The sequence below is a fragment of the Sphingobium sp. genome (assembly GCF_049304695.1).
Lineage (GTDB): Bacteria > Pseudomonadota > Alphaproteobacteria > Sphingomonadales > Sphingomonadaceae > Sphingobium.
The window spans coordinates 1-21,735 of sequence record NZ_JBAQOK010000059.1 but is presented as its reverse complement, the minus strand read 5'-3'; the positions used below and the strand labels follow the sequence as shown (position 1 = coordinate 21,735).

Annotated in this window: 18 protein-coding genes, 1 tRNA gene, 2 rRNA genes and 1 pseudogene; 14 read left to right on the top strand and 8 right to left on the bottom strand. The window is 61.7% G+C overall.

Features of this window, described 5'->3' with window-relative positions; all coding sequences use genetic code 11:
* The first annotated feature begins 2 nt into the window (after positions 1-2).
* The 4 genes from WA070_RS09150 to WA070_RS09135 all read left to right on the top strand — a co-directional run bounded on the left by WA070_RS09150 (position 3) and on the right by WA070_RS09135 (position 2,571).
* Entirely contained in the window at positions 3-530 is a 528-nt protein-coding gene (locus WA070_RS09150) for a hypothetical protein (protein WP_169575096.1), read from the top strand.
* Positions 531-992: 462 nt separating this feature from the next.
* The gene (locus tag WA070_RS09145) at positions 993-1,643 is read left to right on the top strand and encodes an HNH endonuclease signature motif containing protein (RefSeq protein WP_422633760.1); all 651 of its coding nucleotides are present in this window, start codon (positions 993-995) and stop codon (positions 1,641-1,643) included.
* Entirely contained in the window at positions 1,640-2,278 is a 639-nt protein-coding gene (locus WA070_RS09140; RefSeq protein WP_169575098.1) for a hypothetical protein, read from the top strand. Before WA070_RS09145 ends, WA070_RS09140 begins: the two co-directional genes overlap by 4 nt.
* Positions 2,278-2,571 (top strand): hypothetical protein, encoded by a 294-nt coding sequence (locus tag WA070_RS09135; RefSeq protein WP_169575099.1) that lies wholly within the window; start codon positions 2,278-2,280, stop codon positions 2,569-2,571. The genes WA070_RS09140 and WA070_RS09135 overlap by 1 nt, the downstream gene beginning before the upstream one ends.
* Before the next feature lie 31 nt (positions 2,572-2,602).
* Here the strand turns inward: WA070_RS09135 and WA070_RS09130 are convergent, their stop codons facing one another.
* Positions 2,603-3,877, bottom strand: a complete 1,275-nt coding sequence (locus tag WA070_RS09130; protein ID WP_169575100.1) for a hypothetical protein — start codon at positions 3,875-3,877, stop codon at positions 2,603-2,605.
* A gap of 56 nt (positions 3,878-3,933) precedes the next feature.
* Between WA070_RS09130 and WA070_RS09125 the strand changes: the two genes are divergently transcribed.
* On the top strand, positions 3,934-6,912 hold the full coding sequence (locus tag WA070_RS09125) for a RelA/SpoT domain-containing protein (RefSeq protein WP_169575101.1): 2,979 nt from the start codon (positions 3,934-3,936) through the stop codon (positions 6,910-6,912).
* A 114-nt stretch (positions 6,913-7,026) separates the two neighbouring features.
* Here WA070_RS09125 and WA070_RS09120 read toward each other — a convergent pair whose 3' ends face one another.
* The 3 genes from WA070_RS09120 to WA070_RS09110 form a co-directional block, all read right to left on the bottom strand.
* Positions 7,027-7,929 (bottom strand): TIR domain-containing protein, encoded by a 903-nt coding sequence (locus tag WA070_RS09120; RefSeq protein ID WP_169575102.1) that lies wholly within the window; start codon positions 7,927-7,929, stop codon positions 7,027-7,029.
* Positions 7,926-8,213, bottom strand: a complete 288-nt coding sequence (locus tag WA070_RS09115) for a hypothetical protein (protein WP_169575103.1) — start codon at positions 8,211-8,213, stop codon at positions 7,926-7,928. Before WA070_RS09115 ends, WA070_RS09120 begins: the two co-directional genes overlap by 4 nt.
* A gap of 257 nt (positions 8,214-8,470) precedes the next feature.
* The gene (locus tag WA070_RS09110; protein WP_169575104.1) at positions 8,471-8,968 is read right to left on the bottom strand and encodes a helix-turn-helix domain-containing protein; all 498 of its coding nucleotides are present in this window, start codon (positions 8,966-8,968) and stop codon (positions 8,471-8,473) included.
* Positions 8,969-9,290: 322 nt separating this feature from the next.
* On the opposite strand from WA070_RS09110, the gene WA070_RS09105 reads away from it, so the two are divergent.
* From WA070_RS09105 to WA070_RS09065, 9 genes and pseudogenes are all read left to right on the top strand, one after another.
* Positions 9,291-9,746 (top strand): TfoX/Sxy family protein, encoded by a 456-nt coding sequence (locus WA070_RS09105; RefSeq protein WP_422633759.1) that lies wholly within the window; start codon positions 9,291-9,293, stop codon positions 9,744-9,746.
* A 640-nt stretch (positions 9,747-10,386) separates the two neighbouring features.
* On the top strand, positions 10,387-11,121 hold the full coding sequence (locus WA070_RS09100; RefSeq protein WP_235955225.1) for an efflux RND transporter periplasmic adaptor subunit: 735 nt from the start codon (positions 10,387-10,389) through the stop codon (positions 11,119-11,121).
* Entirely contained in the window at positions 11,121-14,222 is a 3,102-nt protein-coding gene (locus WA070_RS09095) for an efflux RND transporter permease subunit (RefSeq protein ID WP_169575105.1), read from the top strand. Before WA070_RS09100 ends, WA070_RS09095 begins: the two co-directional genes overlap by 1 nt.
* Entirely contained in the window at positions 14,219-15,595 is a 1,377-nt protein-coding gene (locus WA070_RS09090; protein WP_088190101.1) for an efflux transporter outer membrane subunit, read from the top strand. The genes WA070_RS09095 and WA070_RS09090 overlap by 4 nt, the downstream gene beginning before the upstream one ends.
* Positions 15,596-15,605: 10 nt before the next feature.
* The gene (locus WA070_RS09085) at positions 15,606-16,280 is read left to right on the top strand and encodes a response regulator transcription factor (RefSeq protein ID WP_043151647.1); all 675 of its coding nucleotides are present in this window, start codon (positions 15,606-15,608) and stop codon (positions 16,278-16,280) included.
* Positions 16,280-17,623 carry a sensor histidine kinase gene (locus WA070_RS09080; protein WP_088190102.1) on the top strand — a complete coding sequence of 448 codons (1,344 nt, stop codon included), beginning with the start codon at positions 16,280-16,282 and terminating at the stop codon, positions 17,621-17,623. The genes WA070_RS09085 and WA070_RS09080 overlap by 1 nt, the downstream gene beginning before the upstream one ends.
* Positions 17,620-18,399, top strand: coding sequence for a hypothetical protein (locus tag WA070_RS09075; RefSeq protein WP_235955226.1), 780 nt, complete (start codon positions 17,620-17,622; stop codon positions 18,397-18,399). The genes WA070_RS09080 and WA070_RS09075 overlap by 4 nt, the downstream gene beginning before the upstream one ends.
* Positions 18,400-18,446: 47 nt before the next feature.
* Entirely contained in the window at positions 18,447-19,043 is a 597-nt protein-coding gene (locus tag WA070_RS09070) for a DedA family protein (RefSeq protein WP_043151646.1), read from the top strand.
* 396 nt (positions 19,044-19,439) lie between these two features.
* Positions 19,440-20,492: pseudogene (locus WA070_RS09065) on the top strand (recombinase family protein); the annotation flags it as partial.
* A gap of 381 nt (positions 20,493-20,873) precedes the next feature.
* Here the strand turns inward: WA070_RS09065 and WA070_RS09060 are convergent.
* The 4 genes from WA070_RS09060 to WA070_RS09045 form a co-directional block, all read right to left on the bottom strand.
* Positions 20,874-21,044, bottom strand: a complete 171-nt coding sequence (locus tag WA070_RS09060; RefSeq protein ID WP_422633758.1) for a hypothetical protein — start codon at positions 21,042-21,044, stop codon at positions 20,874-20,876.
* 46 nt (positions 21,045-21,090) lie between these two features.
* Positions 21,091-21,167 (bottom strand) — tRNA-Met (locus WA070_RS09055).
* 62 nt (positions 21,168-21,229) lie between these two features.
* A 5S ribosomal RNA gene (gene rrf, locus WA070_RS09050) occupies positions 21,230-21,344 on the bottom strand.
* A 112-nt stretch (positions 21,345-21,456) separates the two neighbouring features.
* Positions 21,457-21,735, bottom strand: a 23S ribosomal RNA gene (locus tag WA070_RS09045); the annotation flags it as partial.

Sequence of the window (21,735 nt, the reverse complement as noted above, 5' to 3'; positions counted from 1 at the left end):
CAATGAGGCTGGTCGATGTGCCAGATGTTGACGCTGCGAAAAGATGGGCAATGGATGCGATCAGATCTGCGTCATTGCACACCATCCGCTTCTGGGACGGTGTTCGCGTAATCGAGGTGAAACGCCCTGCGATGCGGCAACCCAGGAAGAAGCCAAGAGATGCAGAAGAGCGCGGAAAGCGTATGATTGCCATGAAAGCCAAAGGCATGAAACAGCGCGAAATTGCCGCAGCATTTGGGATCAGCATCGGCCGGGTGCGCGATGTCATGTCACGTGAAGAGTTGCGTGCCCGGGAAGAAGCTATTCAAACCAACCGTGCCGCATTGTCAGGCCGGGCCAACAACGTGTTACGATATTTAGTCATCGAGCCGGAAGCGGACCCTGCTGAGCGCGACCGGCTACTTCCGGAGCGGGTTGCAACATTGACGCGCGGTAAAATAATGAATGTAGGCAATTCGGGCAAGGTCACTCTTGCCGAGATAGAAGCCTGGCTGTGGGAACGAGGCCTTTGTCTTAGCGACGATATCTGAGCTGGACTTTATACAGCAGTCTCCGGTGTATTCGGGTCCGGGTCAGTGGGCTGGGCCTGTTGCAGCGTCTTGCGAAATGGCACAACGATCAGGGTATGCTGCATCTTTGGCGCAGGTTAAGGGTTTTAAATGAGAGCGGGGTGAATGCATAAGTGGGACTTTATGCCCGGTCCGCTTCAGAGCAAATCCAATAGGATAGCGGACATTTTCGGCGTGGTGCGGCGTTGCCGCTTCGCGCCCTCTTCTGGCCTTTCAGCACCTAAATTCCTGATCTTGGAACCTGCCGTACGTTCATCTGGCTTGCCGCGCTGATCGGAGGCCAAAATACGCTCGCCATTCTTTCAACCGAAGGAAGCTGGACTGCTGACGATCATGCGGCCATTCCTATGTTGGCCGTGAGCAAAAAGATGAGGTTTCTTGATGGCAGACCGAAAGGCATTACCGGTGGCTACACGACTTCGGTTGTTTTCCGAAGCAGCAGGTTATTGTCAGAAGCCGGAATGCCTCGATGCTCTTTTCCCGGTCGAACTGGGCGGGGACAAGCACATTGCTGAAATGGCGCATGTCATTCCGCATGGCGAGGCCGGACCGCGTCATGGAGATAGACCGGCTGGCGATTTCGACCCCGACGCCTTTGAAAACCTGATCTTGCTGTGCCCGACGTGCCATACGAAGATCGATAAGGATCCCGTTGGTTTCCCGCGCACCATCCTCCTGGAGTGGAAGCAGAACCACCTCGCTAACCTGGCCTCACAGCAAGGGATCAGGACTTATGAAGATCGCGCTCAGGTAAGAGCTGCCGTCGTCGGGGTGATGGCCGAGAACAAAGCAATCTGGGACAAGTTCGCCCCCGAGCATGGCTCCGAATTCGAGTATGATCCGGAGTCCGAAGCCTCCCAAGCCTGGAGGCAGCGGATGAGGAGCGTCATCCTCCCCAACCACTATCACGCTCAGGCGATTATCAAGGCGAACCTGGGGCTTGCCACTGACGACGAACGCCGGACATTTGCAGAATATCAGGAACATGTTCGTGGTCTGTCGGAACGCCACGTCTGCGGCGTCGCCGGCCGCGCAATCCGTTTCCCCGAAACGATGGAAGGCATTTTTTCTTGAACTGGCAGGTCAAATACGCGCTCGCCAATATTGCCAAGGAGACGCGGTCAACCGCGGAGCATGTGGAGGGCGAGCTGATCCGGATTGCGACGCCGGATCAGCCGGACGTATCGGCTGCGATATCGGCCGCAAACGAGATCGGTGCGGCGACGGCGGCGAGTTACAGGGAGAAGTATCCCGAACTGGATTTTCTGTGTGGCTATCGGAAAACCTGCGTCTGGTACGGTGAAGCCATCCAGTATCTCGAAGACGCCGGCATCGGCTGGGGAAGCCTCGGAACCCTCGGCTCGGCCGCGCTCGATGGAAATGCGAATAGCGCGTCCCACAAGGTGTACAAATTCGCTGACAGGCTCCTTCGTCAATATGGTCAGGTGCAGGAGGTGATCCGGGAATATGATCGTATCCACCGGGTTTCGCTCAAAAGCGGGACCAGTGTCAGGATCGGCATGATTGCAGATTATGAACCCACCGCCGAGGCCGTTCGCAGCCTTTGGGACGACTTCGGGCCCGTCGACACCGTTTGGAACATCAATCCTAACGGAAATCCTTCGCCCGACGCGATTAACGCTGGGCAAGAGCTTGGGTGCGAGGTGATGAAATGGGACGAACTGAGGGAATATCTGAGAACGGCCTGATGACCGCCGGTGAGGTTGCCGCCCATCTGTTGAGCTGTTGCGGATCGCTGGGGCAGTTTGAGTCATACATGTTCGGTTCGACCCTGCGCGGGATCGGCGAGGATATCGACATCCTGATCGTCGGCCTCGGCGGCGACGCTCTGTCCCAACTCAAACGGGAGATGCAGGCAGCAGGCGAGTGCCTGCCGCTCCACATTCTCTACATGCAGCCCTCCGAAGCGCGCCACACTGATTTTGTGACGAGGGAAAAGTGCGTCCCGCTCGCGCAGCTGGCCATCGCCCCACGGAGTTAATCGGCGCGCCTACAACTTCGCGCATGCCTTCTCACAGGCTGGGGGTGTCGCTGCCTTCCGAGCCGTTGGCGCGGTAACGCTCTATCCAATCCAGAATAGCGTCAAACACTTCGTCTTTTACCCGAATCCATCCTTTAGTCCGCACATGGGCTATGAGCTTCTCAAGCGCCTCCACGAAGGCATCGTGCGACGCGAAGCGATGGGTGAAGGCATGGAAGGAATTATAGTCCATCACCATGCCGCCCCCGGAAAGGCCCGCCATCTTCGCGCATGCTGCCGCATAGGCGGTGCCTTCATCGTCGAAACTCTCCTTGACAATCGCGAGACCGATGACGCGCCGATCGCCGAGGTCGACATCGATATCCTGTCCGACAACGACCAGCTTCGCAGCGCCGTCGCGATCCAGGTAACGGGCGGCTCCGTTGATCTGCCGTATCGCCGCGTCGATCTGGTTATGGGTTGCCAGTCGCTTGCGCTGGAGCGTTCGGGTTATCCCGGCTTCCGTCGTTGGACTGTCCTTTGCCTGGACGAGGATCGCCAGCTCGTCGGTCAGGACCAGATGATCGAGGATTTCCTTGCAATTATCCTTGCGCCTGGGGTTCATGATGATTTGGCCGGGCTCAAAGGCTCGCAGCAGGCATGCCGAAATGTCCCGCTCCTGATGATAACCGGGATCGGTTCTCGTCAACGTGTCGTGGCGGAAGCCGGTGCCGCCGTGATAGCCGTTCATTTCCGGCGTCATGTCGAGGACGAAAAGATCGCCCGGCGATAGCGCCTCCTTGAACACGGCCTGGATCGTGCGCTCGTCATCCTCGGCCGTGCGCGCACCGAACCAGTCGTTCAACACGGCGTGGATGCTCTTCACCGTTTCAGGATGGTAGCCGAGCAGGCAGATATTCTTGTCGCCAATGAGGCAGCTTCCATTATCCTCCAGAGCCGTTCGATAGCTCATCCACTCGTAATTGTGCTCGTCGAAGAAATAGACGTCGACCTCGTCATATTTCAGGATCTCGATGATGCCCTGCGAGAAGGCATCATCGCCGAACAAGGGCGTGCGAATGGCGAGCGGCTCGTCATCGTCATCGAAAAACGCGGTGATGAGCGAGGTGGTTGTGCCCGAGGACGCGGGCAGCGCCGGCAGGTAGAAGGCGAACAGTCCGTGCATCTGGGCGGCAAGGATCGCTTCCTTCTGCGTTTTCACGACGAGGGAAAGCCGCTCATCATCGCCCAGACGAACAGGCATCAACCCCGCGGCAAACTCGGCAATGTGCGGCATCACTTCGGGGTAGAGGACTGTGAGACGCATGCTATTAGCCAATCGTGTGAGTAACGGGACGGTCTGGCACAGTAGATGGGGGGCGAATGACATTCGAGGATTATCAGCAGGGCGGGCGCGGGCGCTATCTCGCGCTCGTTGACGCAGTGCAAAACATTCTTCGGCATGCGCTCGCCCAGCATGAGATGGTCGCGCACGGGCTGACCGGCCGAGCAAAGGAGTTTGCTTCACTTCGTAAAAAGCTAGGGGATCGCGAAATCGGGCTCGATCAGCCGATGGACGAGATCAAGGATCTGGCAGGATGTCGGGTCGTGTTCCTGACCAATTCCCAGGTCGACGCCTTCAATAACACCCGCGCACTCCACGAGAATTTCGAGGTGCTGAGCGTTAACGTCCATCACCCGGTGCCGGGCACTGATACCGAGACGAAGCTGTTTGACAGCACCAATTACCTGGTCCGGCTGAAGCCGGAGCGGTTGGCGCTCACGGAATATCGCCAATTCGAGGGCCTCAGCGCCGAAATCCAGATTCAAACGCTCCTCAATCATGCCTGGGCCGAGATGGGGCACGACACCATCTACAAGAAGCCCAAGCTCACTCATGTCGGCAAGGCGCGGATGGCAGCGATCGGCGAACGCATGAACAAGGTCATGCAGGATCACCTGATTCCGGCCGGGCATGATTTCGACAAGATCGCGGGCGACTTCGGCCGGCTGCTACGGGCCGATGGCGCTTCGGAAGCGATGATCGCGACGATCGAGTACGCAGACAATAACAACGAACTCGAGGATGCGCTCGAGACCTATACCGATCTCGTCCTGCCACATTTCGACGAGCCCGATGCAGAGTTTTCAGTCCGGCTCGAGGCTCTAATAGATGCGGTCGAGCGATCGCGCGACTATCCGGTCATTCCCATTCGATGGGAGCATGGTGAACTTCCCGGGAAGTCCGGTCACGATGTCGCGTGGCGGGTCGCCCAGTTGATCCGCTCGCACCGCTATTTCGAGCCCGACCGCACCTTCCATGCGCTGGTTCGGCTTTACCAAGGCGCGCGCAAAGAGGATGAGCGACGGCTCTGGATCGAGGCCGGCGAGGAACTCGCAAAGCATAATCTTGCTGTCTGGAAGCAATATGGTCCGGAAGCACAGCAGGTAATCCTGGACGAGCTGGATCGGCTCGACGGCGACGCGATCGTCGAGGCGCGCCCGCTGCTTGTGGCGATGCTGGCGCATGTCCTTTCGGCCGAAGTCGGCGGCGCGACGTGGCGCTCCGACAGCGTGATGATCCACCAGGGTGCAGTTCGGCCGTCGGACGTCCTACGCGCCCTGCGGAACAGGTCGATCGCCGAGCTGGAACAGTGGCTTGATGCCGCGGCCAGCGATGCCGAGCGGCTGCCGATCCTGCAGGCGCTTGGCAAGGCTGACTCCATGCCCATGCAGGGCGGCGATGAGCTCATGCTGATGCTGCTTGAGGACGGCGTTCGCGTCGCGCGCCTCATTCTCGATCGCGCGCCGCACTGGGGACTGGAATTGCGTCGCGGCCGTGAGGTGGACGCGCTCCATACCCATTATCGCTACCATGTCCTGCCGCCGACCCTGGCGGAGAAGCCCGAACTCGTCGAAGCGCAGAGGGCGTTGATCGACGCTTTGCTCGACCTGCGCGATCAGCTCGCCGCCGATCCCGACTTCATGCTCTATAAGACTCTGATCGGGCACGACAGCGTCCATCCCGGGGCCTGGGACGGCGACCATTTCGACTATGAGGCGACAGACGAGTGGCGGCGTGACTGCTACCCAGCAATCATCGCCGAGGTGACAGCTCAAACTGTTCCGGAATGGAAGGCGCGCATCGACCGTTATAGCGATGCCGTCGGCTTCGATGGCGGACATTTCATGCCGATGCGTACCTTCCTTGGCCTTCTGGCCGAACAGAAACCCGAGGTCGGGTTGCTGATGGCAGAGGGTGTCAGCGAGCAGGGCTCCTATTTTCTCTCCGACATTCTCGCTGGGCTTGAGCGCGCGGGGCGCCTGGATGCGGCCCTGGCGTTGATCGATCGCTGGCTTGCGGACGGGCACTACCTTTCGGCGATCGGCGACTATCTCAACCGCAAGCCGGCTCCTGACATAGAGCGGCTGACCGCCTATGTGTCGAAGGCAATCGAGCGGGACGAACAGGTCTCGGTGGTGAGCACGGCAACGATCGCGGCGAAATGGTATCATGGCGCGGCCGATCCGGCTCTAATCGAGCTCGTGCTGATACCGGTCGCCCGCTACGCGTCCGACCATCGGCTGCCCCACTGGATCGGCAGCTTCCACGCGCACGGCTATGGGCAAATTCTCCGGGACCTGACCCCGGAACAAGCCGATGTGCTGCTGACCTCGTTCATCGACATCCCAATGCTCGACTATCGGGCTGTGCGGCTGCTGGTTGATGTCGGGAGCCGGCATCCGCAGCTGATCATAGATTTTTTCGGCACCCGCTTGGGGAGAGAGCGCGGCGAATCCCGCGATCGCTTCGACCCGGTTCCGTTCGAACCGCATGATCTGGCGAAGGTGCTGTCACCCCATGCGGACCTCCTCCTGCCGGCGGTGCGTCAATGGTATGACGAGGAGCCGAGCTTCCACGAATATCGCGGCGGCCGGCTTCTCAAGCACACTTTTCCCAAGCTGACCGATGCGGTCTCGGAACAGCTCACCGACCTCGCCCGGCGAGGCGATGAGCGAGATCTGAAGTTCATCCTCAAGAGCCTCGCACCCTATGAGGGGGACGAACAGCTGTATCCCGTCGCGATGGAGGTGGTCGATCGCCTCGAGCCGGGCGACAAGCTCCTCAACCGAGTCTCGGATATGCTGGGCGCGACCGGTGTCGTGACCGGTGAGTTCGGCTTCGTCGAGGCGCATGCCCGGCGCAAGGAGCTGATCGAGCGTTATCGCGACGATGCAAGGCCGCGCGTGCGGGCTTATGCGAGGGACCGGGCGCGCGAGCTTGCCCAGCATATGGCGTGGGAACAGCGAAGGGCGGCGCGCGACGTGGCCCAACGACGGCGCCACTGGAACGAGGAATGATGTCCAACCAGACGGTCGGCGGTCACAGCACCTCGATCAGCAAACCCTCCTTGCGCATCAGCGAGAGATAGTCGCCGCGGCTCAACGCCCGCCTCGACGTGTGCGGGCATTTGGTCACTTCATGACAGTATTCCAGTCAATCGCGTAACCGGCAGCCGAAAGTTCGCGCGCCAGCTCCTGCTTCCAGCCATTGCTCTCATCCATCATGGTCCAAACCACTCCGGCGAAGTCACTCGGAATATTCACCGTACCGCGTTGGAAAGCGCACACGCGGTCGCGGCCCAGCTTCCCGATAAAGTAGCCCAGTTCAAGAAGCACATTCTGTCTGGCACGTGGTTCTGGGGTATCTCCCTTTTTACAGCCTTCGTCATCCGGGGTCAGCAAAACGACGGCAAAACCCACATCGCTATTGGCCTCCACCTTTTCGATGACGGTGCGGCCGCGATTGGCCTGCTCATGCAGAATGATCGGGGCAAACCCGATTTTTTCCAGATAGCGGGCAACCGTCTCGCGCGCCTCGCCGTCATGCCCGTGGACGATGAACACTTTGGTATTGTGTGACGAAGGGCGCGCCAGTGCTGGGGCAGAGCTGCCGTGGCTCATGACATAGGCTTTATAATCTCGTGCGAAGGGGATGATGACCTGGGATGTAACGGCGCGAACATCGCCGATGATCTTACGGCCAGTGTAATAGTAGGTGTGTCCGAAACTCGCCATGTCGTGCGGCTTTTCCGCGAATCGCTGAATGAGTAGCAGAGTTAGACCTAACACTTTCTCTGGTTCGACCGGCCAGGCCAGCTTGTCACCACCAACCATGCCACCACGCGAATCATTTTCAGCCAAGAAGGCATCGAGGTCCAGCCCATCGGTCAGTTGCACGTTGTAGGGCGCCAAATCCGGGTTCTTCAGCAAATGCGCCAGCGTCTTCAGCGGACGATCGTAACTCTGATATTGGGCGCTCTGAAGATCGAGCACCGCATTATTGATTTGTTCAAACAGATCAGGACTGTGGCTCATTGGTCGCTATCGCCTTCCACACGGGCCTGCGCGGCGCGTTCAATAATTGCGTCACGATAGCGCTCCTTCATCCCTTCCATCATCGGCGCGACAATGGGATTGGAAGCGTAGCCTCCGAGGCGCTCGTCGATCATTGCTTCCATCTGGGCGATAGCCGCCTCGATGCTACCCGGATCGTTGGGATTGAAATTGACGGCTCCCAGTTCGCCGTCGATCGCGGCGATGGCCTTCTGGGCGTCGTTGAGTGTGCGGGTCAGTTTATTGAGACCGGAAATCTTGACCATGGGTACCCCTTAGATGAACCTTTAGCCTATCCTACGCCTATGGCCGGGCGAACGAATATGTCAGAGTGCCCCTGCGACACGGAATCTTGGACGGACTGCTACGGTAAGAAACTCTCGCAAATACCGCGCACAGCACTACATAATTGAACATAGGACGTGGCGGAGTCATCCTGCCCTTATGGAAGGGGCCGATGCTTCTGGTCGAAGCGCCATGTCCTATGTCCTGAAAGTCTGCTGTGGACCGCGACCTTTAAACCTTACGCCGAGACCCGGCGATGCTTGGGCAGGGAAACCGCCTTGCGGCGCTTCTGGTTCTCCTGCTTCATTTCAGTGAACGCTGGCTCCAGTTCTTTCAATCGCTTCACCAGACCGGACAGGTCGTATTCGTTGCTGGTTTTGCCGCGCCCAGGCCGGGTGCGCTCGATACGCTGAACAAGGCCGGCACTTTCCAGCTCGGCTATCTGACGCTGCACCTGCCGCTCGCTCATACCCATGCGCTCAGCCAGCAGCTGCTTTTTCGGCCAAGGCCGTTGCGCGACGTCCCACCAGATGTCGGCCAGATGCATAATTATGTTGAACTGCACCGGGTTAATGCCAAGGCGTGCCTGCGCCTGCATCAGCAGCGATGGTACGATACAGAAACCCAGGTCCATGACCGGCTTGCCGTATTTCTTCTCCGACGCCTTGCGGGTGTCGGCCTTTGGTTTGATCGGCAAGACTTTGGTAGGCTCGATAGATGAGACGATTTTGACCATGTTGCGTTACCTCGTTGAACGCAATATGTGGCGATTTCTGTCTACTTGCAATGGCAGCCGAGTGGACTTCTATGTCCGATCGCGCATGGACATCAGCGTCTGGTCCTGACAGGTCGCCTACGTCCGATGAAATAGGACAGCCGGTTAACCTACACATCGACACAAGGGCATACGAACATAGCACTCTAAGCGGACCGGTCGCGGATGACTGGTCGGTCAATAAAATTCCGGCGCCAAGTAGGTCTAGAATTTGAGTGAACGCCACGAACGGCAGGTTCCGCCTTTCTGCTGCTAGAAGCTGACGATCCGCAATCGGCGCTTCTTGGGCGTAGCCATTCAAGTAGCGGACCGTCCGGACCTGGGTATCGAAAATTTACCCGTGAATGGCAAAGAAGGGTCGATTGACCCTCGACCTTTTCATCAGGACCGGCGATATCGCCTTATGGCGTCCGATCGTAAAACCGTTGAATTCCTTGTCGAGCAGATGGCAGGCGGCAGCACCGTTTCAGCCAAGGCAATGTTTGGCGAGTTTGGCATTTATTGCGATGGGAAAATGGTCGCATTGGTCTGCGACGACCACCTATTCGTAAAGCCCACAGTTGGAGGGCGGGCATTCGCTGCCGGTGCGGAAGAAGCCCCTCCATATCCCGGTGCAAAGCCCTGTCTCCTGATCGACGCGGAAAAATGGGATGACCGTGAGTGGCTTGCCGAGATCGTTCGTATCACATCCCAGGAATTGCCTGCTCCCAAGGTCAGGACCAAGCGCAAATCCGGTTGATGCAACGCCTGGCAGAAGCCCGTGTTCGTTAACCTAATGTCCGCCTTTGGAATCTGGAGGTGGGATCGTTGAATGCCCGGGAAGGGTCGATATCGGAGGGGCGAACGCCGGGTTGTGGGACAAACCGGCCGTTCGCGGCGGTTCAGTCTTTCGGCAGCTTCCGACCCAAAGGCAGTCATAGGCGAGGCACGTTTCCGATCTCGGGAGCGAATATTCTGAACCGGGGTTCTGACACACGCAAACCCTTGGACGACCGTGGTAGGTTCTGCAGTGTCACAACCGACCGGTTGTGACACCAGCTCATCGCTTCCTGCCGAACATTGGGATTTTGTATAGTCGCCCCAAGCTGCCGCCAACATGAGGCTGCTACCGTCGTAGCATGACGCCTATCCGATACCTTTCGATCGCCACATTGCCCCTGCTGGCGGTCCTGACGGGCTGCGGCGGTGATCCGGCTCCCCCGGCTCCCCCGGCGAAAGCGGAGGCGGTCGCTCACGAAAGCGATCTGCTGAAGCTCACCCTCACAACGCAAGCGCAACAGCGTCTCGGCATCCGAACGGTAAGAATTGGCGATGGCTCGGCCGCGCAAGTCCGCGAGACGAGCGGGGAGGTCGTCGTGCCGGCAACCGGCGGGGCCGGTGTGCCAACGGGATCTACGAGCAACCTCGCTCAAATCGGGGTCAGTCAGGTTGCGGCCGAAGGCGAGGTCGCGCGGGCGCAAGCGCAAGTGCGGCTCGCCGTCATTGCCTATAACCGCGCCGACGCCTTGGTGCGCGAGGAGGCGGGCAGCGTGCGAGGGCGCGACGAAGCCGCGGCGGCACTTGCCACCGCGCGGGCAGCACTGGATGCGGCCCGCGCGCAACGCAGGCTGCTCGGTCCCTCGATCGCGTCTATGGGCAATCTCTCGACGCTGTGGGTGCGGGTGCCTGTGTTCGGCACCGACGTGAGCGCCATCGAACGCGGTCGCACCGCTACGGTTCGCCCCCTCGGCGACAATCGCGCCGCTCCGCGCGCTGCGCGCCCGGTCCAGGCCCCACCCTCGGCCAATGCAGTCGCGGGCACCGTCGATCTGTTCTTCGCGCTCGATAATCGGGACCGTGCCTACCGCGTCGGCCAGCGCGTCTCCGTGGCGTTGCCGCTTGGCGGGAGGGCGGATGGACTGTCGGTCCCGACCGCAGCGATCGTCCGCGACATCTATGGCGGCGAATGGGTGTACCGGAAGACTGCGCCCGACACCTATGTCCGGCAGCGGATTGAGGTCGCGAGCGTCGCGGACGGCCGTGCGCTGTTGTCGCGGGGCCTGGAGCGCGGTGCCGAAGTCGTGACGGACGGGGCGGCCGAGCTGTTCGGGACCGAGTTCGGGACGCCGCACTGATGCTCGCCTGGCTGGTCCGTGCCGCGCTGACCCAGCGCGTTCTCGTCCTCGCGCTCGCTGCGCTGCTGGTCGTCCTTGGGCTACGCGCGACCGGCGATGTGCCGCTCGACGTGTTTCCCGAGTTCGCACCGCCTATGGTCGAGATCCAGACCGAAGCGCCTGGTCTTTCGACCGAAGAGGTGGAAAGCCTGATTACCGTACCGATCGAAACGGCGGTCAACGGCGTCCCCGATCTGATGACGCTACGGTCCAAGTCCGTGCTGGGCCTGTCGTCGGTATCGATCCTGTTCGATCGCGGCACCGATGTGATCCGCGCCCGCCAGCTCGTCCAGGAGCGGGTGACACAGGTGCAGGCGCGGTTGCCCGCCGCGGCGCGTCCCCCGGTGATGCTGCCGCCACTGTCGTCAACCAGTCGGGCGATGAAGATCGGCATATCGTCGGCAAAGCTCGATCAGATGCAGCTCTCCGAACTGGCGCGATGGACGATCCGGCCGCGCCTGATGGCGGTGCCGGGCGTCGCAAACGTCGCAATCTGGGGTCTGCGCGACCGCCAATTGCAGGTTTTGGTCGATCCCGACCGGCTGCGCGCGGCCGGCGTGACGCTCGCCGAACTGCGCACCGCGGCCGGCGATGCGGTGCTGGTCGGTGGGGGCGGCTTTGTCGATACGGCAACCCAGCGGCTCGCCGTGCAGCAGACGAGCGCGATCCAGTCCTCGGCCGATCTTGCACATGCGGTCATCAAGCAGAGCGGCGAAGCGGCGGTCCGCATCGGCGACGTCGCCCGCGTGGTCGACGGCTTCGCCGCGCCGATCGGCAATGCGATCATCGACGACGGGCCCGGCCTGATGCTGATCGTCGAGAAGCAACCGACCGGCAACACCCTCCAGCTTACCCGTGACGTGGAGGCCGCGATCGGTGAGCTGAAGCCGGGCCTGCGCGACGTGAAGGTCGATACGACGATCTTCCGCCCTGCGACCTTCATCGAACGCTCGATCGACAATCTGACGCGCGCGCTCGCGATCGGCTGCCTGCTCGTGGCCGTGGTGCTGTTCATCTTTACCCGCGATTGGCGGCAGGCGACTATCAGCCTGGTCGCCATCCCGCTGTCGCTGCTCGGCGCGGGGCTGGTGTTGCTATGGAGCGGTGCCACCATCAACACGATGGTGATCGCGGGGCTGGTCATCGCGCTCGGCGAAGTGGTCGACGATGCTATCATCGACGTGGAGAACATCGCGCGCCGACTGAGGCTCAATCGCGAGGCGGGCAACCCGCGCTCCAACTTCGACGTGGTGCTGTCCGCCTCGCTGGAAGTGCGATCGGCGGTGGTGTTCGCGTCGCTGATCGTGATGCTGGTGTTCCTGCCGATCTTCTTCCTGGGCGGGGTGGCGGGCACGTTCTTCCAACCGCTCGCCATCGCCTATGTGCTGGCGATCGCCGCGTCGCTGCTAGTCGCGCTGGTGGTGACGCCGGCGATGTGCCTGTTCCTGCTGCCGAACGCGCCCCTCAAGGCAGAGCGTGACACGCGGCTCGTCGGGGCGCTGAAACGCCGCTACGCCGGGGTGCTGCCGCGGATGGTGGCGCGACCGGCGCTGGCGATGGGGATCGTCGCGGGCGGCCTGCTGCTGGCAGGCGTCGGCTACGCCGGGTTCAAGGACCAATTCCTGCCCGATTTCCGCGAAACCGACTTCCTGATGCACTTCGTCGAGAAGCCCGGCACGTCGATCGAGGCGATGGACCGGATCACGATCCGTGCCTCCAAGGAGCTGCGCGCGATTCCTGGCGTGCGCAACTTCGGCGCACATATCGGCCGTGCGGAGGCCGCAGATGAAGTGGTCGGCCCGAACTTCACCGAGCTGTGGATCAGCCTGGACGAGAATGTCGATTATGATGCCAGCGTCGCGCGCATCAAGGAAGTGATCGACGGCTATCCCGGCCTCTACCGCGACGTGCTCACCTATCTGCGCGAGCGCATCAAGGAAGTACTGAGCGGCGCAGGCGCGACGGTGGTCGTCCGCATCTTCGGTCCCGATCAGATCGAGCTTCGTGCCGCGGCCGAACGTATCCGCGCCAAAGTGGCGGCGATCGACGGGGTTGCCGATCTCAAAGTCGAGCAACAGGTTCTGGTGCCGCAAATCCAGGTTCGTCCCCGGCCTGGCGATCTCGCCACGCTGGGCCTCACCGCGGGCGAAGTACGGCGACAAGCGCAAACCTTGGTCGCCGGGCAGAAGGTCGGCGAAATCTACCGCGACCAAAAAGCGTTCGACGTGGCGCTGTGGGGCGAACCTAAGGTGCGCGGCGATGTCCATGCGCTTGCCGACATGATGATCCAGACGCCCGCGGGCGCGCCGGTACGGTTGCGCGACGTGGCCGATATTCGCATCATGCCTGCCCCGAACGAGATCAAGCGCGAGAACGGTGAGCGCCGGATCGACGTCACGCTCAATGTCGCCGGTGCGGACCTCGGCACGGTCGCGCGCGCTGTCGAAACGGCTGTGGGTCAGATGCCGTTCGCGACCGGATACCATCCCCAGGTGCTGGGCGAATACGCGGCGCTGCGTGATTCACGCCAGCGGCTCTGGACGACGGGGCTGCTCTGCCTGCTCGGCGTCCTGCTGCTGGTCTGGCTGGAGTTCCGCTCGGCGCGGATCACCGCGCTGGTAGCGACCAGCCTGCCGTTCGCGCTGGTCGGCGGGGTAGTCGGCGTGGCGCTGACGGGCGGCGTGCTGTCGCTCGGCTCGCTGGTCGGGTTCGTGACGGTCATCGGCATTTCGGCGCGCAACGGCATCATGCTGCTGTCGCACTACGATCATCTCCGCCGGTTCGAGGGCGAGGACTTCGGCCCGCGTCTGATCCTGCGCGGCGCGGAGGAACGACTGGTGCCGATCCTGATGACCGCGGCGTGCGCCGGTCTGGCGCTGCTGCCGCTGATCGTCGCCGGCAACGCGCCGGGCCATGAAATCGAGCATCCGATGGCGATCGTCATCCTGGGCGGACTTGTCTCCTCGACCGTGCTCAACCTGTTCCTGATGCCCGCGCTATACGCGCGCTTCGGACGGGAGAAGCCCGCGCCCGATGCCCCACTTGCCGGAGTTCCCGCATGATCCGCCGGTTTGCTCCGATCGCCGCGCTCGCGGTCGCGGGGTGCATGTCTGCGCCTCTGCCCCCGCCGACGATCCCACCCGCGTCCGCCACAGGTGCTTTCGCAAACCTTCCGACCGCGGCGATCGGCCCGGTCCCGAATGACTGGTGGCGGCTGTACGACGATCCGGCGCTTGATCGACTGGTCCAGGCAAGCCTCGCCGCCAATGCCGATCTGCGCGTCGCCTATGCCAATCTCGACGGCGCGCGCGCGGCACTGCGGCAGGCGCGCGCCGCGCGGCTGCCGCAAACCACGATCGAAAGCGCGGGCACGATCGACAACAGCGCGACGCAGCCAAGCGCGTCATCGAACGTGCCGACCACCGACTACGATCTCGCCCTGACCGCAAGTTGGGACATCGACCTGTTCGGCCGCCTGCGCTCGGCCGCGCTGGCGGCGGGGGCCGATGCTGACGCTCAGGCTGCGGCGCTGGACTCCCTGCGCGTCGCGGTCGTGGCGGATACGGTGCTCGCCTATGTCGATCTGTGCGGTGCGACCCGTGCGGCGAATGTCTCGCGCGAGATTGTCGCGGTTCAGGAACGCTCGGTTGGCGTGGTACGTGACCAGCTTGCCGCTGGCGAGGTATCGCCGCTCGAAGTCGCGCAGGCCGCCAGCCTGCTGGAATCCACCCGCGCCACGCTGGCCCCGTTCGAGGCGGCGCGCGCGAATGCCCTGTACCGGATCGCAACCTTGCAGGGCCGCCCCCCCGCTGAAGCGCGCGGGTTCGACATCGCCTGCAATGCGCCCCCGAAGCTCCGCGCGGCGGTGCCCGTGGGCGAAGGACAGGCGCTACTGCTGCGTCGCCCCGATATTCGCGAAGCCGAACGCCGCCTCGCCGCTGCCGCGGCGCGGATCGGGGTCGCCCATGCCGATCTCTACCCGCGCGTGAACCTGGGTGGTGCAGTCGGGCTGTTGACGGGTGGCTTCGTCGCGACGGCTTCACCGCTGATAAGCTGGGCCTTCCCCAATCAGGCCCCAGCGCGAGCACGACTGGAACAGGCCCGCGCAACAGAACGCGCGGCGCTCGCCGGCTGGGATGTGGCGGTATTGCGGGCATTGCGCGAAGTCGAAACCGCGCTCGCCGTCTATGATGGCGAGGTGCGCCGCAATCGTGCGCTCGATGCCGCGCGGATCCAATCTACGCTTTACGCCCGCCGTGCAGCCGCCCGTGTTCGGCTTGGGGATGCCGCCTCGCTGATCCAGTTCGATGCCGAGCGGGCGCGGGCGCAAGCCGCGCTCGCCCAAACACAGTCCGATCTCACCGTGGCGCAATCCCAGGTCGCGCTATTCCGGGCGCTGGGTGGGGGATGGCAGACGAACGGTCCGGCGGGCTAGAAGGGCAGCCATGCGAATCCTGATCGTAGAAGATGATAACGAGACGAACCGCTTCGTGGCCCGCGGGCTTGCGGAATTGGGACATCACGTCGTCACCAGCACCGATGGTCGCGACGGGCTGTTTCAGGCGACTGGGGACCAATTCGACGCGCTGATCGTCGATCGGATGCTGCCTGGGCTGGATGGACTGTCACTTATCAAGGCGCTGCGTGCGGCGGGCAACATGACACCGGCCCTCATGCTCACCGCCGTGGGTGGCATCGCTGATCGCGTCGAAGGACTGGAAGGCGGTGCCGACGATTATCTGGTCAAGCCGTTCGCCTTTTCCGAGCTTGCCGCGCGTGTTCATGCGCTCGGGCGGCGTCCGGCTGCCCAGACCGAGGCGAGCGTGCTTGTAATTGGTGGGATCGAACTGGATCTTCATCGACGCTTCGTTACCCGCGACGGCCGTAGGATCGTGCTGCAACCGCGCGAGTTCGCGTTGCTCGCCGAGCTGATGCGCAATCCTCGCCGGGTCATGACGCGAACGATGCTGCTGGAGCGGGTCTGGGATTTCGATTTCGACCCCAAGACGAACATCGTCGAGACGCACTTAAGCCGCCTGCGCTCCAAGCTCAACGCCGGGTTCGACGATGATGCGATCGAGACCGTGCGCGGTGCTGGCTACATGATCCGCGGCGCGTGATGACCCGCCCGTGGCGATCCACCTTCGGGCTTGTCGCCCTCGTCGCGTCCCTCTTCGCGCTGGGGACGCTTATCATCGGGGTCGTCGCCTATGAGGTGACGCATGAAGCGCTCGAGATCCAGCTCGATCACCGGGTCGCGATCGAAACCCGCGCGCTGATCGACGAAGGCGACGACGGTCCTACGGGCGTTGCGATGGCAATCCGTCGGCGCGAGGCGGCGCGAAGCACCGCCAGTCTGGAATACCTGCTGGTCGACCCAGTGGGTCGCCGTGTCGCGGGGTCGCTCGACGCGACCGCCCCTACCTTGCCGGGTTATCTGGAATTTCTGCATTACCGGCGGGACGGCGAACACAGGATCGCACAGGCCCTGACCACCCGATTGCCTGACAACAGCCGGTTGGTCGTCGCGGCCGATCGCGAAGTGATTGACGAGATGGATGCGACGCTGCTCAAGCTGTTCGCGGGCGCATTCGGCGTCATGCTGCTGCTCGGTATCGGCGGGGCCTGGCTGGTGGGTGCGGTGACGCGCGCGCGCCTAGCGCACATCGACCGCACCGCCCTCGCGATCATCGATGGCGATCTGGCGCGACGTATGCCGCTCACCGGCGCGGGTGACGAATTCGATCGCGTGTCGGCGACGCTCAACCGGATGCTCGACCGGATCGGCGGACTGATGGACAACCTGCGCCAGGTGTCGAGCGACGTAGCCCACGACCTGCGCACCCCGCTGACCCGCCTGCATAACCGGCTCGATGAAGCGCTATCGGCACGGGACGTGGACGAGAAACGCCAAGCGATCGAGGCCGCTGCCGCACAATCACGCGAACTGCTCGATATTTTCGGAGCATTGCTGCGCATTGCGGAGGTGGAAGCATTGTCACCTCGCACCCATTTTCAGGATGTGGCGCTGGATCAACTGGTTGAGGAACTGGTCGACACCTACCGCCCCGATATGGAAGCAAGCGGCCATCTGCTCGTCACAGCGATAGCCCCCGCGATATGGACGATGGGCGATCGACGGCTGCTGCAACAGCTTGTCACCAATCTCCTCGACAACGCGCTTCGCCACACCCCCCCTGGGACGACGGTTCGCGTCGAGCTGGAGCGTGATGACGCCATTGCTCGCTTAACGGTCGCCGATGATGGACACGGTGTAGCATCCGAAGATGCGTCCCGGCTGTTCCAGCGGTTCGCGCGCGCGGAACGTAGCCGATCGTCGGAAGGTCATGGCCTGGGGCTGGCACTAGTCGCTGCGGTCGCGACCGCGCACCGGGGCACGGTTTCGCTGCTCGCGCCGCCCGGATTTGGGGTTGTCGTCGAACTACCAGTTGGGAAAAAATGATGACGATCGGCGACAGGCGCGAACTCCTGAGCAAGGTGCCGGCGATCACGCTGGGCTTCTGGATCATCAAGATTCTGGCGACGACGCTCGGCGAAACCGCTGGCGATACCGTCAGCATGTCGATGAACCTGGGCTATCTTGTCGGCACCGCGATCTTCCTGACGGCGTTGATTGCGCTGGTCTGGTGGCAGGTAGCGGCGACGCGCTTCCACCCGTTCCTCTATTGGGGGACGATCATCGCATCGACCACCGCGGGAACGACGATGGCGGATTTCGCCACACGGTCGTTGGGCATCGGTTATCCCGGAGGTTCGACCCTGCTGTTCGTATGCGTGCTGGCGTCCCTGTTCGCCTGGTATCGCACCCTGGGCTCGATCTCGGTCGATACCGTGCGGGAACCCAAGGCGGAGCTGTTCTACTGGCTCACCATCACCTTTTCGCAGACGCTCGGCACGGCGCTCGGCGACTGGACAGCGGATACCGGGGGCCTCGGCTATCTGGGCGCAGCAGCGATCTTCGGCGCGATGCTGGCGATACTCGCTGGCCTCTACTTCTGGACGAAGGCAAGCCGGATATTCCTGTTCTGGGCAGCGTTCATCCTGACCCGGCCGCTCGGCGCGGCCGTAGGCGATTTCCTCGACAAGCCGATCGCAAAGGGCGGGCTCGATTTCAGCCGTCCGCTTGCTTCGGCAGTGCTCGCGGCGGCCATCCTGGCCCTTATCCTGATCCTGCCACAACGCGCAGGCCAACATCCTGGTGAGAACGGGTCCGGGTAAATTGAACCGGTTTCTCGCCACGACACCCGACCATTGAAAGACTGCCTGTGTTCGATCGCCTAATCGAGTTCCTTAACGAAGCCGGCTACCTTGGAATTGCCGCGCTGATGTTTCTTGAAAATGTGTTTCCGCCAATCCCCTCCGAAATCATTATGCCCGCTGCCGGTTTTGGCGCGGGGCAAGGGCGATTGAATCTGTTCGGCGTGATCATGGCCGGCGCGGGCGGCTCGGTCGCGGGCGCGCTGTTCTGGTACTATGTTGGAAAGTGGATTGATGCCGATCGGCTGCGGCGCTGGGCCGAACGGCACGGGCGCTGGCTGACGCTTGCACCACGGGATATCGACCGCGTAGACCGCTGGTTCGATCGACATTCCGGTAAAGCCGTGTTGCTCGGTCGGCTCGTCCCGGCGCTGCGAACGCTGATCTCGGTACCAGCAGGCGTGTTCGGTATGAGTCTACCGCGTTTTCTGCTGTTCACGACGCTTGGGACCGCGCTCTGGACGACACTGTTAGCAGTGGCCGGCTACCTTCTTGAAGGGCAATACCGGATCGTTGCCGCCTACCTGAATCCGATTACCAACATCATCGTCGGGCTGGTGGTCGCCGCATATCTTTATCGTGTGGCGACGTGGCGTGCCACCTAAAGTCAAAACCGAACGGTTGTGACACCGAGAAACGGCGGCTTTCGACCGTTCCGATCTTGGAAGCTGTCTGGCAGGAAAGTCCCAAGGTCCGGCCATTCCACCGGCCATGAAGGACCGTGCGCCGATTGTCGCTCTTAGCCGAAGGACGGCTCCTGTCCGATCCGGACACTCGCTACAACCTTGGTGAACGACTTGGCTTGGTCGACTCCCGCCGGATAAGCAGGAGACAGACTGCACCCGCTTATCGATTCCGGCATCGCAGACCCCCTGTGCAGTGAGGGGGCGGAATTCCGGGGGACAGCATAAAAGCGCGGTCCAATTTTGATTTCGTCTTCAGATTGGCAAGCATGGTCAAATCTGTAGACTGACCCCAAAGCTCATCTCTGGAGACTCCAAATGCCTCGCGTAGCGCTTTATGCCCGCTATTCCGACGATAAGCAGAGCCCTGCATCCATCGACGACCAGTTTTTGATATGCCGTGAACAGGCTGCGCGCGAAGGCTGGCGGATTGTCGCCAATTATAAGGATGCAGCGATCTCCGGCGCGAGCGTCATACTGCGTCCCGGCATCCAGTCACTTTTGCACGACGCGCAGATGGGGCGCTTCGACATTCTGCTGGCCGAGGCGTTGGATCGGGTGTCGCGCGACCAGGCCGACGTCGCCACGCTCTACAAGAATCTCCAGTTTGCCGGCGTGAAGATAGTCACCCTGGCCGAGGGTGAAGTTTCCGAATTGCATGTCGGCCTCAAGGGCACGATGAACGCCCTGTTCCTGAAGGATCTTGCGAAGAAGACCCATCGGGGTCTGCGCGGCCGCGTCGAGAAGGGCAAATCGGGGGGCGGGCTTTGCTTTGGCTACGACGTCGTGCGGCGTTTCAGCAGCGAGGGCGAACCGGTCCACGGTGAACGCAGCATCAATGCCGCCGAAGCTGAAGTCATTCGCCAAGTTTTCCGACAGTTCGCCAACGGGCTCAGCCCCCATGCAATTGCCTGCCGTCTGAATGACTCCGGGATTTCAGCCCCAACGGGCAAGCTGTGGACATCAACCACGATCCGCGGCCACGCCAAGCGCGGCACAGGCCTCCTCAACAATGAGCTGTATATCGGCAAACTTGTCTGGAACCGGCTGCGCTATTTGAAAAACCCGCAAACCGGCAAGCGGGTTTCCCGCATCAATCCCAAATCCGAATGGATAGTGACCGAGGTTCCTGACCTGCGGATCGTGGATGAAGACCTCTGGCAGGCTGTGAAGGCAAGGCAGGAGAATATCGCGATCCAATATGCCGACGGCATTGCGGCAACTCGCTCTGCTCAGACAGCCCTTAATCGAACGCATCGCCCAAAAAGTCTTCTCTCCGGCCTGGTCTACTGCGGCTGCTGCGGAGGTTCTTATTCCCTTCGCGGGCGGGGGCGGTTTGCCTGTTCGAACCATGGTGATACGAAAAGCTGCGCGAACGGGCATAGCATCACGCGCGAAAAGCTGGAAGCGCGCGTCCTTGATGGTCTGCGCGATCGCATGATGACCCCGGAGGTCGTAGCAGAGGCCATTCGGACCTATGTCGAGGAGAGCAACCGGATCAACCACCAGCGCCGCGCGTCAGAAAGTGCCGATCGAACCGACCTGCAGAAAGTCCTCAAGGCGATCAAGGGCCTCGTGACACTCGCGAAGGAAGGCAAGGGCACACGCGCGCTTGTCGATGAGCTTTTGGAGCTGGAAGCCCAGGAGGATGCGATCCGCGCTCGTTTGGCTGCGGCCCCTGCCGACGTGCCTGACATCCATCCCAACATCTCCGAGATTTATCGGCGCAAAGTCGAGCGATTGACGCACGCACTATCGCAGCCGGAGGAGCGGCAGGAAGCCGCCGATGCGTTGCGGGCGCTGATCGAGCGGATCGAGCTTACGCCCGGCGCGAAGCGCGGTGAGGTCAACGCCATGCTCTACGGCGAGTTTGGCAGGATCCTGGAGTGGATCGAGCAGTGTCGATTGGCCGAGAATGCACAAAGCCCCGGCGCTTTCGCGTCGGGGCTTTGTGGAATGTCGGTTTCGGTGGTTGCGGGAGTAGGATTTGAACCTACGACCTTCAGGTTATGAGCCTGACGAGCTACCGGGCTGCTCCACCCCGCGTCAGGGTGTTTTGGATTGTGATGCAGGGTTTTTGGACTTGGGGTTCGATATCCTTTTGGCGGACCTGGCGGCGACCTACTCTCCCGCGCCTTGAGACGAAGTACCATTGGCCCAGGGGGACTTAACGACCGAGTTCGGAATGGGATCGGGTGGGGAACCCCCGGCATAGCCACCAGGTCAGCAAAAAGGATGCGTGCAGCACCTTCTGAGGGGTGCTGGTTATATCAAGTCGAAGAAGACATCGTATGTCTGATGCTACAAAGAGCATTTGCATAGGTTTGGCTGAAGAACGATCAAGCCTATCGAGCTATTAGTACCAGTAAGCTACACGCCTCACAGCGCTTCCACACCTGGCCTATCAACGTGGTGGTCTTCCACGGCTCTCAGCGAGACCTTGTTTTGAGGTTAGTTTCCCGCTTAGATGCTTTCAGCGGTTATCTATTCCACACTTAGCTACCCTGCTGCACAGCTGGCGCCATGACAGGTCCACCAGAGGTGTGTCCATCCCGGTCCTCTCGTACTAGGGACAGATCCTCTCAAGTCTCGTACACCCACGGCAGATAGGGAC

What these genes read in the sequence shown, in the direction of transcription:
- WA070_RS09150 (WP_169575096.1), top strand. Translation starts at nt 3, where the DNA reads ATGAGGCTGGTCGATGTGCCAGATGTTGACGCTGCGAAAAGATGGGCA.
- WA070_RS09135 (WP_169575099.1), top strand. Translation starts at nt 2,278, where the DNA reads ATGACCGCCGGTGAGGTTGCCGCCCATCTGTTGAGCTGTTGCGGATCG.
- WA070_RS09130 (WP_169575100.1), bottom strand. Translation starts at nt 3,877, where the DNA reads ATGCGTCTCACAGTCCTCTACCCCGAAGTGATGCCGCACATTGCCGAG.
- WA070_RS09125 (WP_169575101.1), top strand. Translation starts at nt 3,934, where the DNA reads ATGACATTCGAGGATTATCAGCAGGGCGGGCGCGGGCGCTATCTCGCG.
- WA070_RS09120 (WP_169575102.1), bottom strand. Translation starts at nt 7,929, where the DNA reads ATGAGCCACAGTCCTGATCTGTTTGAACAAATCAATAATGCGGTGCTC.
- WA070_RS09115 (WP_169575103.1), bottom strand. Translation starts at nt 8,213, where the DNA reads ATGGTCAAGATTTCCGGTCTCAATAAACTGACCCGCACACTCAACGAC.
- WA070_RS09110 (WP_169575104.1), bottom strand. Translation starts at nt 8,968, where the DNA reads ATGGTCAAAATCGTCTCATCTATCGAGCCTACCAAAGTCTTGCCGATC.
- WA070_RS09095 (WP_169575105.1), top strand. Translation starts at nt 11,121, where the DNA reads ATGCTCGCCTGGCTGGTCCGTGCCGCGCTGACCCAGCGCGTTCTCGTC.
- WA070_RS09090 (WP_088190101.1), top strand. Translation starts at nt 14,219, where the DNA reads ATGATCCGCCGGTTTGCTCCGATCGCCGCGCTCGCGGTCGCGGGGTGC.
- WA070_RS09085 (WP_043151647.1), top strand. Translation starts at nt 15,606, where the DNA reads ATGCGAATCCTGATCGTAGAAGATGATAACGAGACGAACCGCTTCGTG.
- WA070_RS09080 (WP_088190102.1), top strand. Translation starts at nt 16,280, where the DNA reads ATGACCCGCCCGTGGCGATCCACCTTCGGGCTTGTCGCCCTCGTCGCG.
- WA070_RS09075 (WP_235955226.1), top strand. Translation starts at nt 17,620, where the DNA reads ATGATGACGATCGGCGACAGGCGCGAACTCCTGAGCAAGGTGCCGGCG.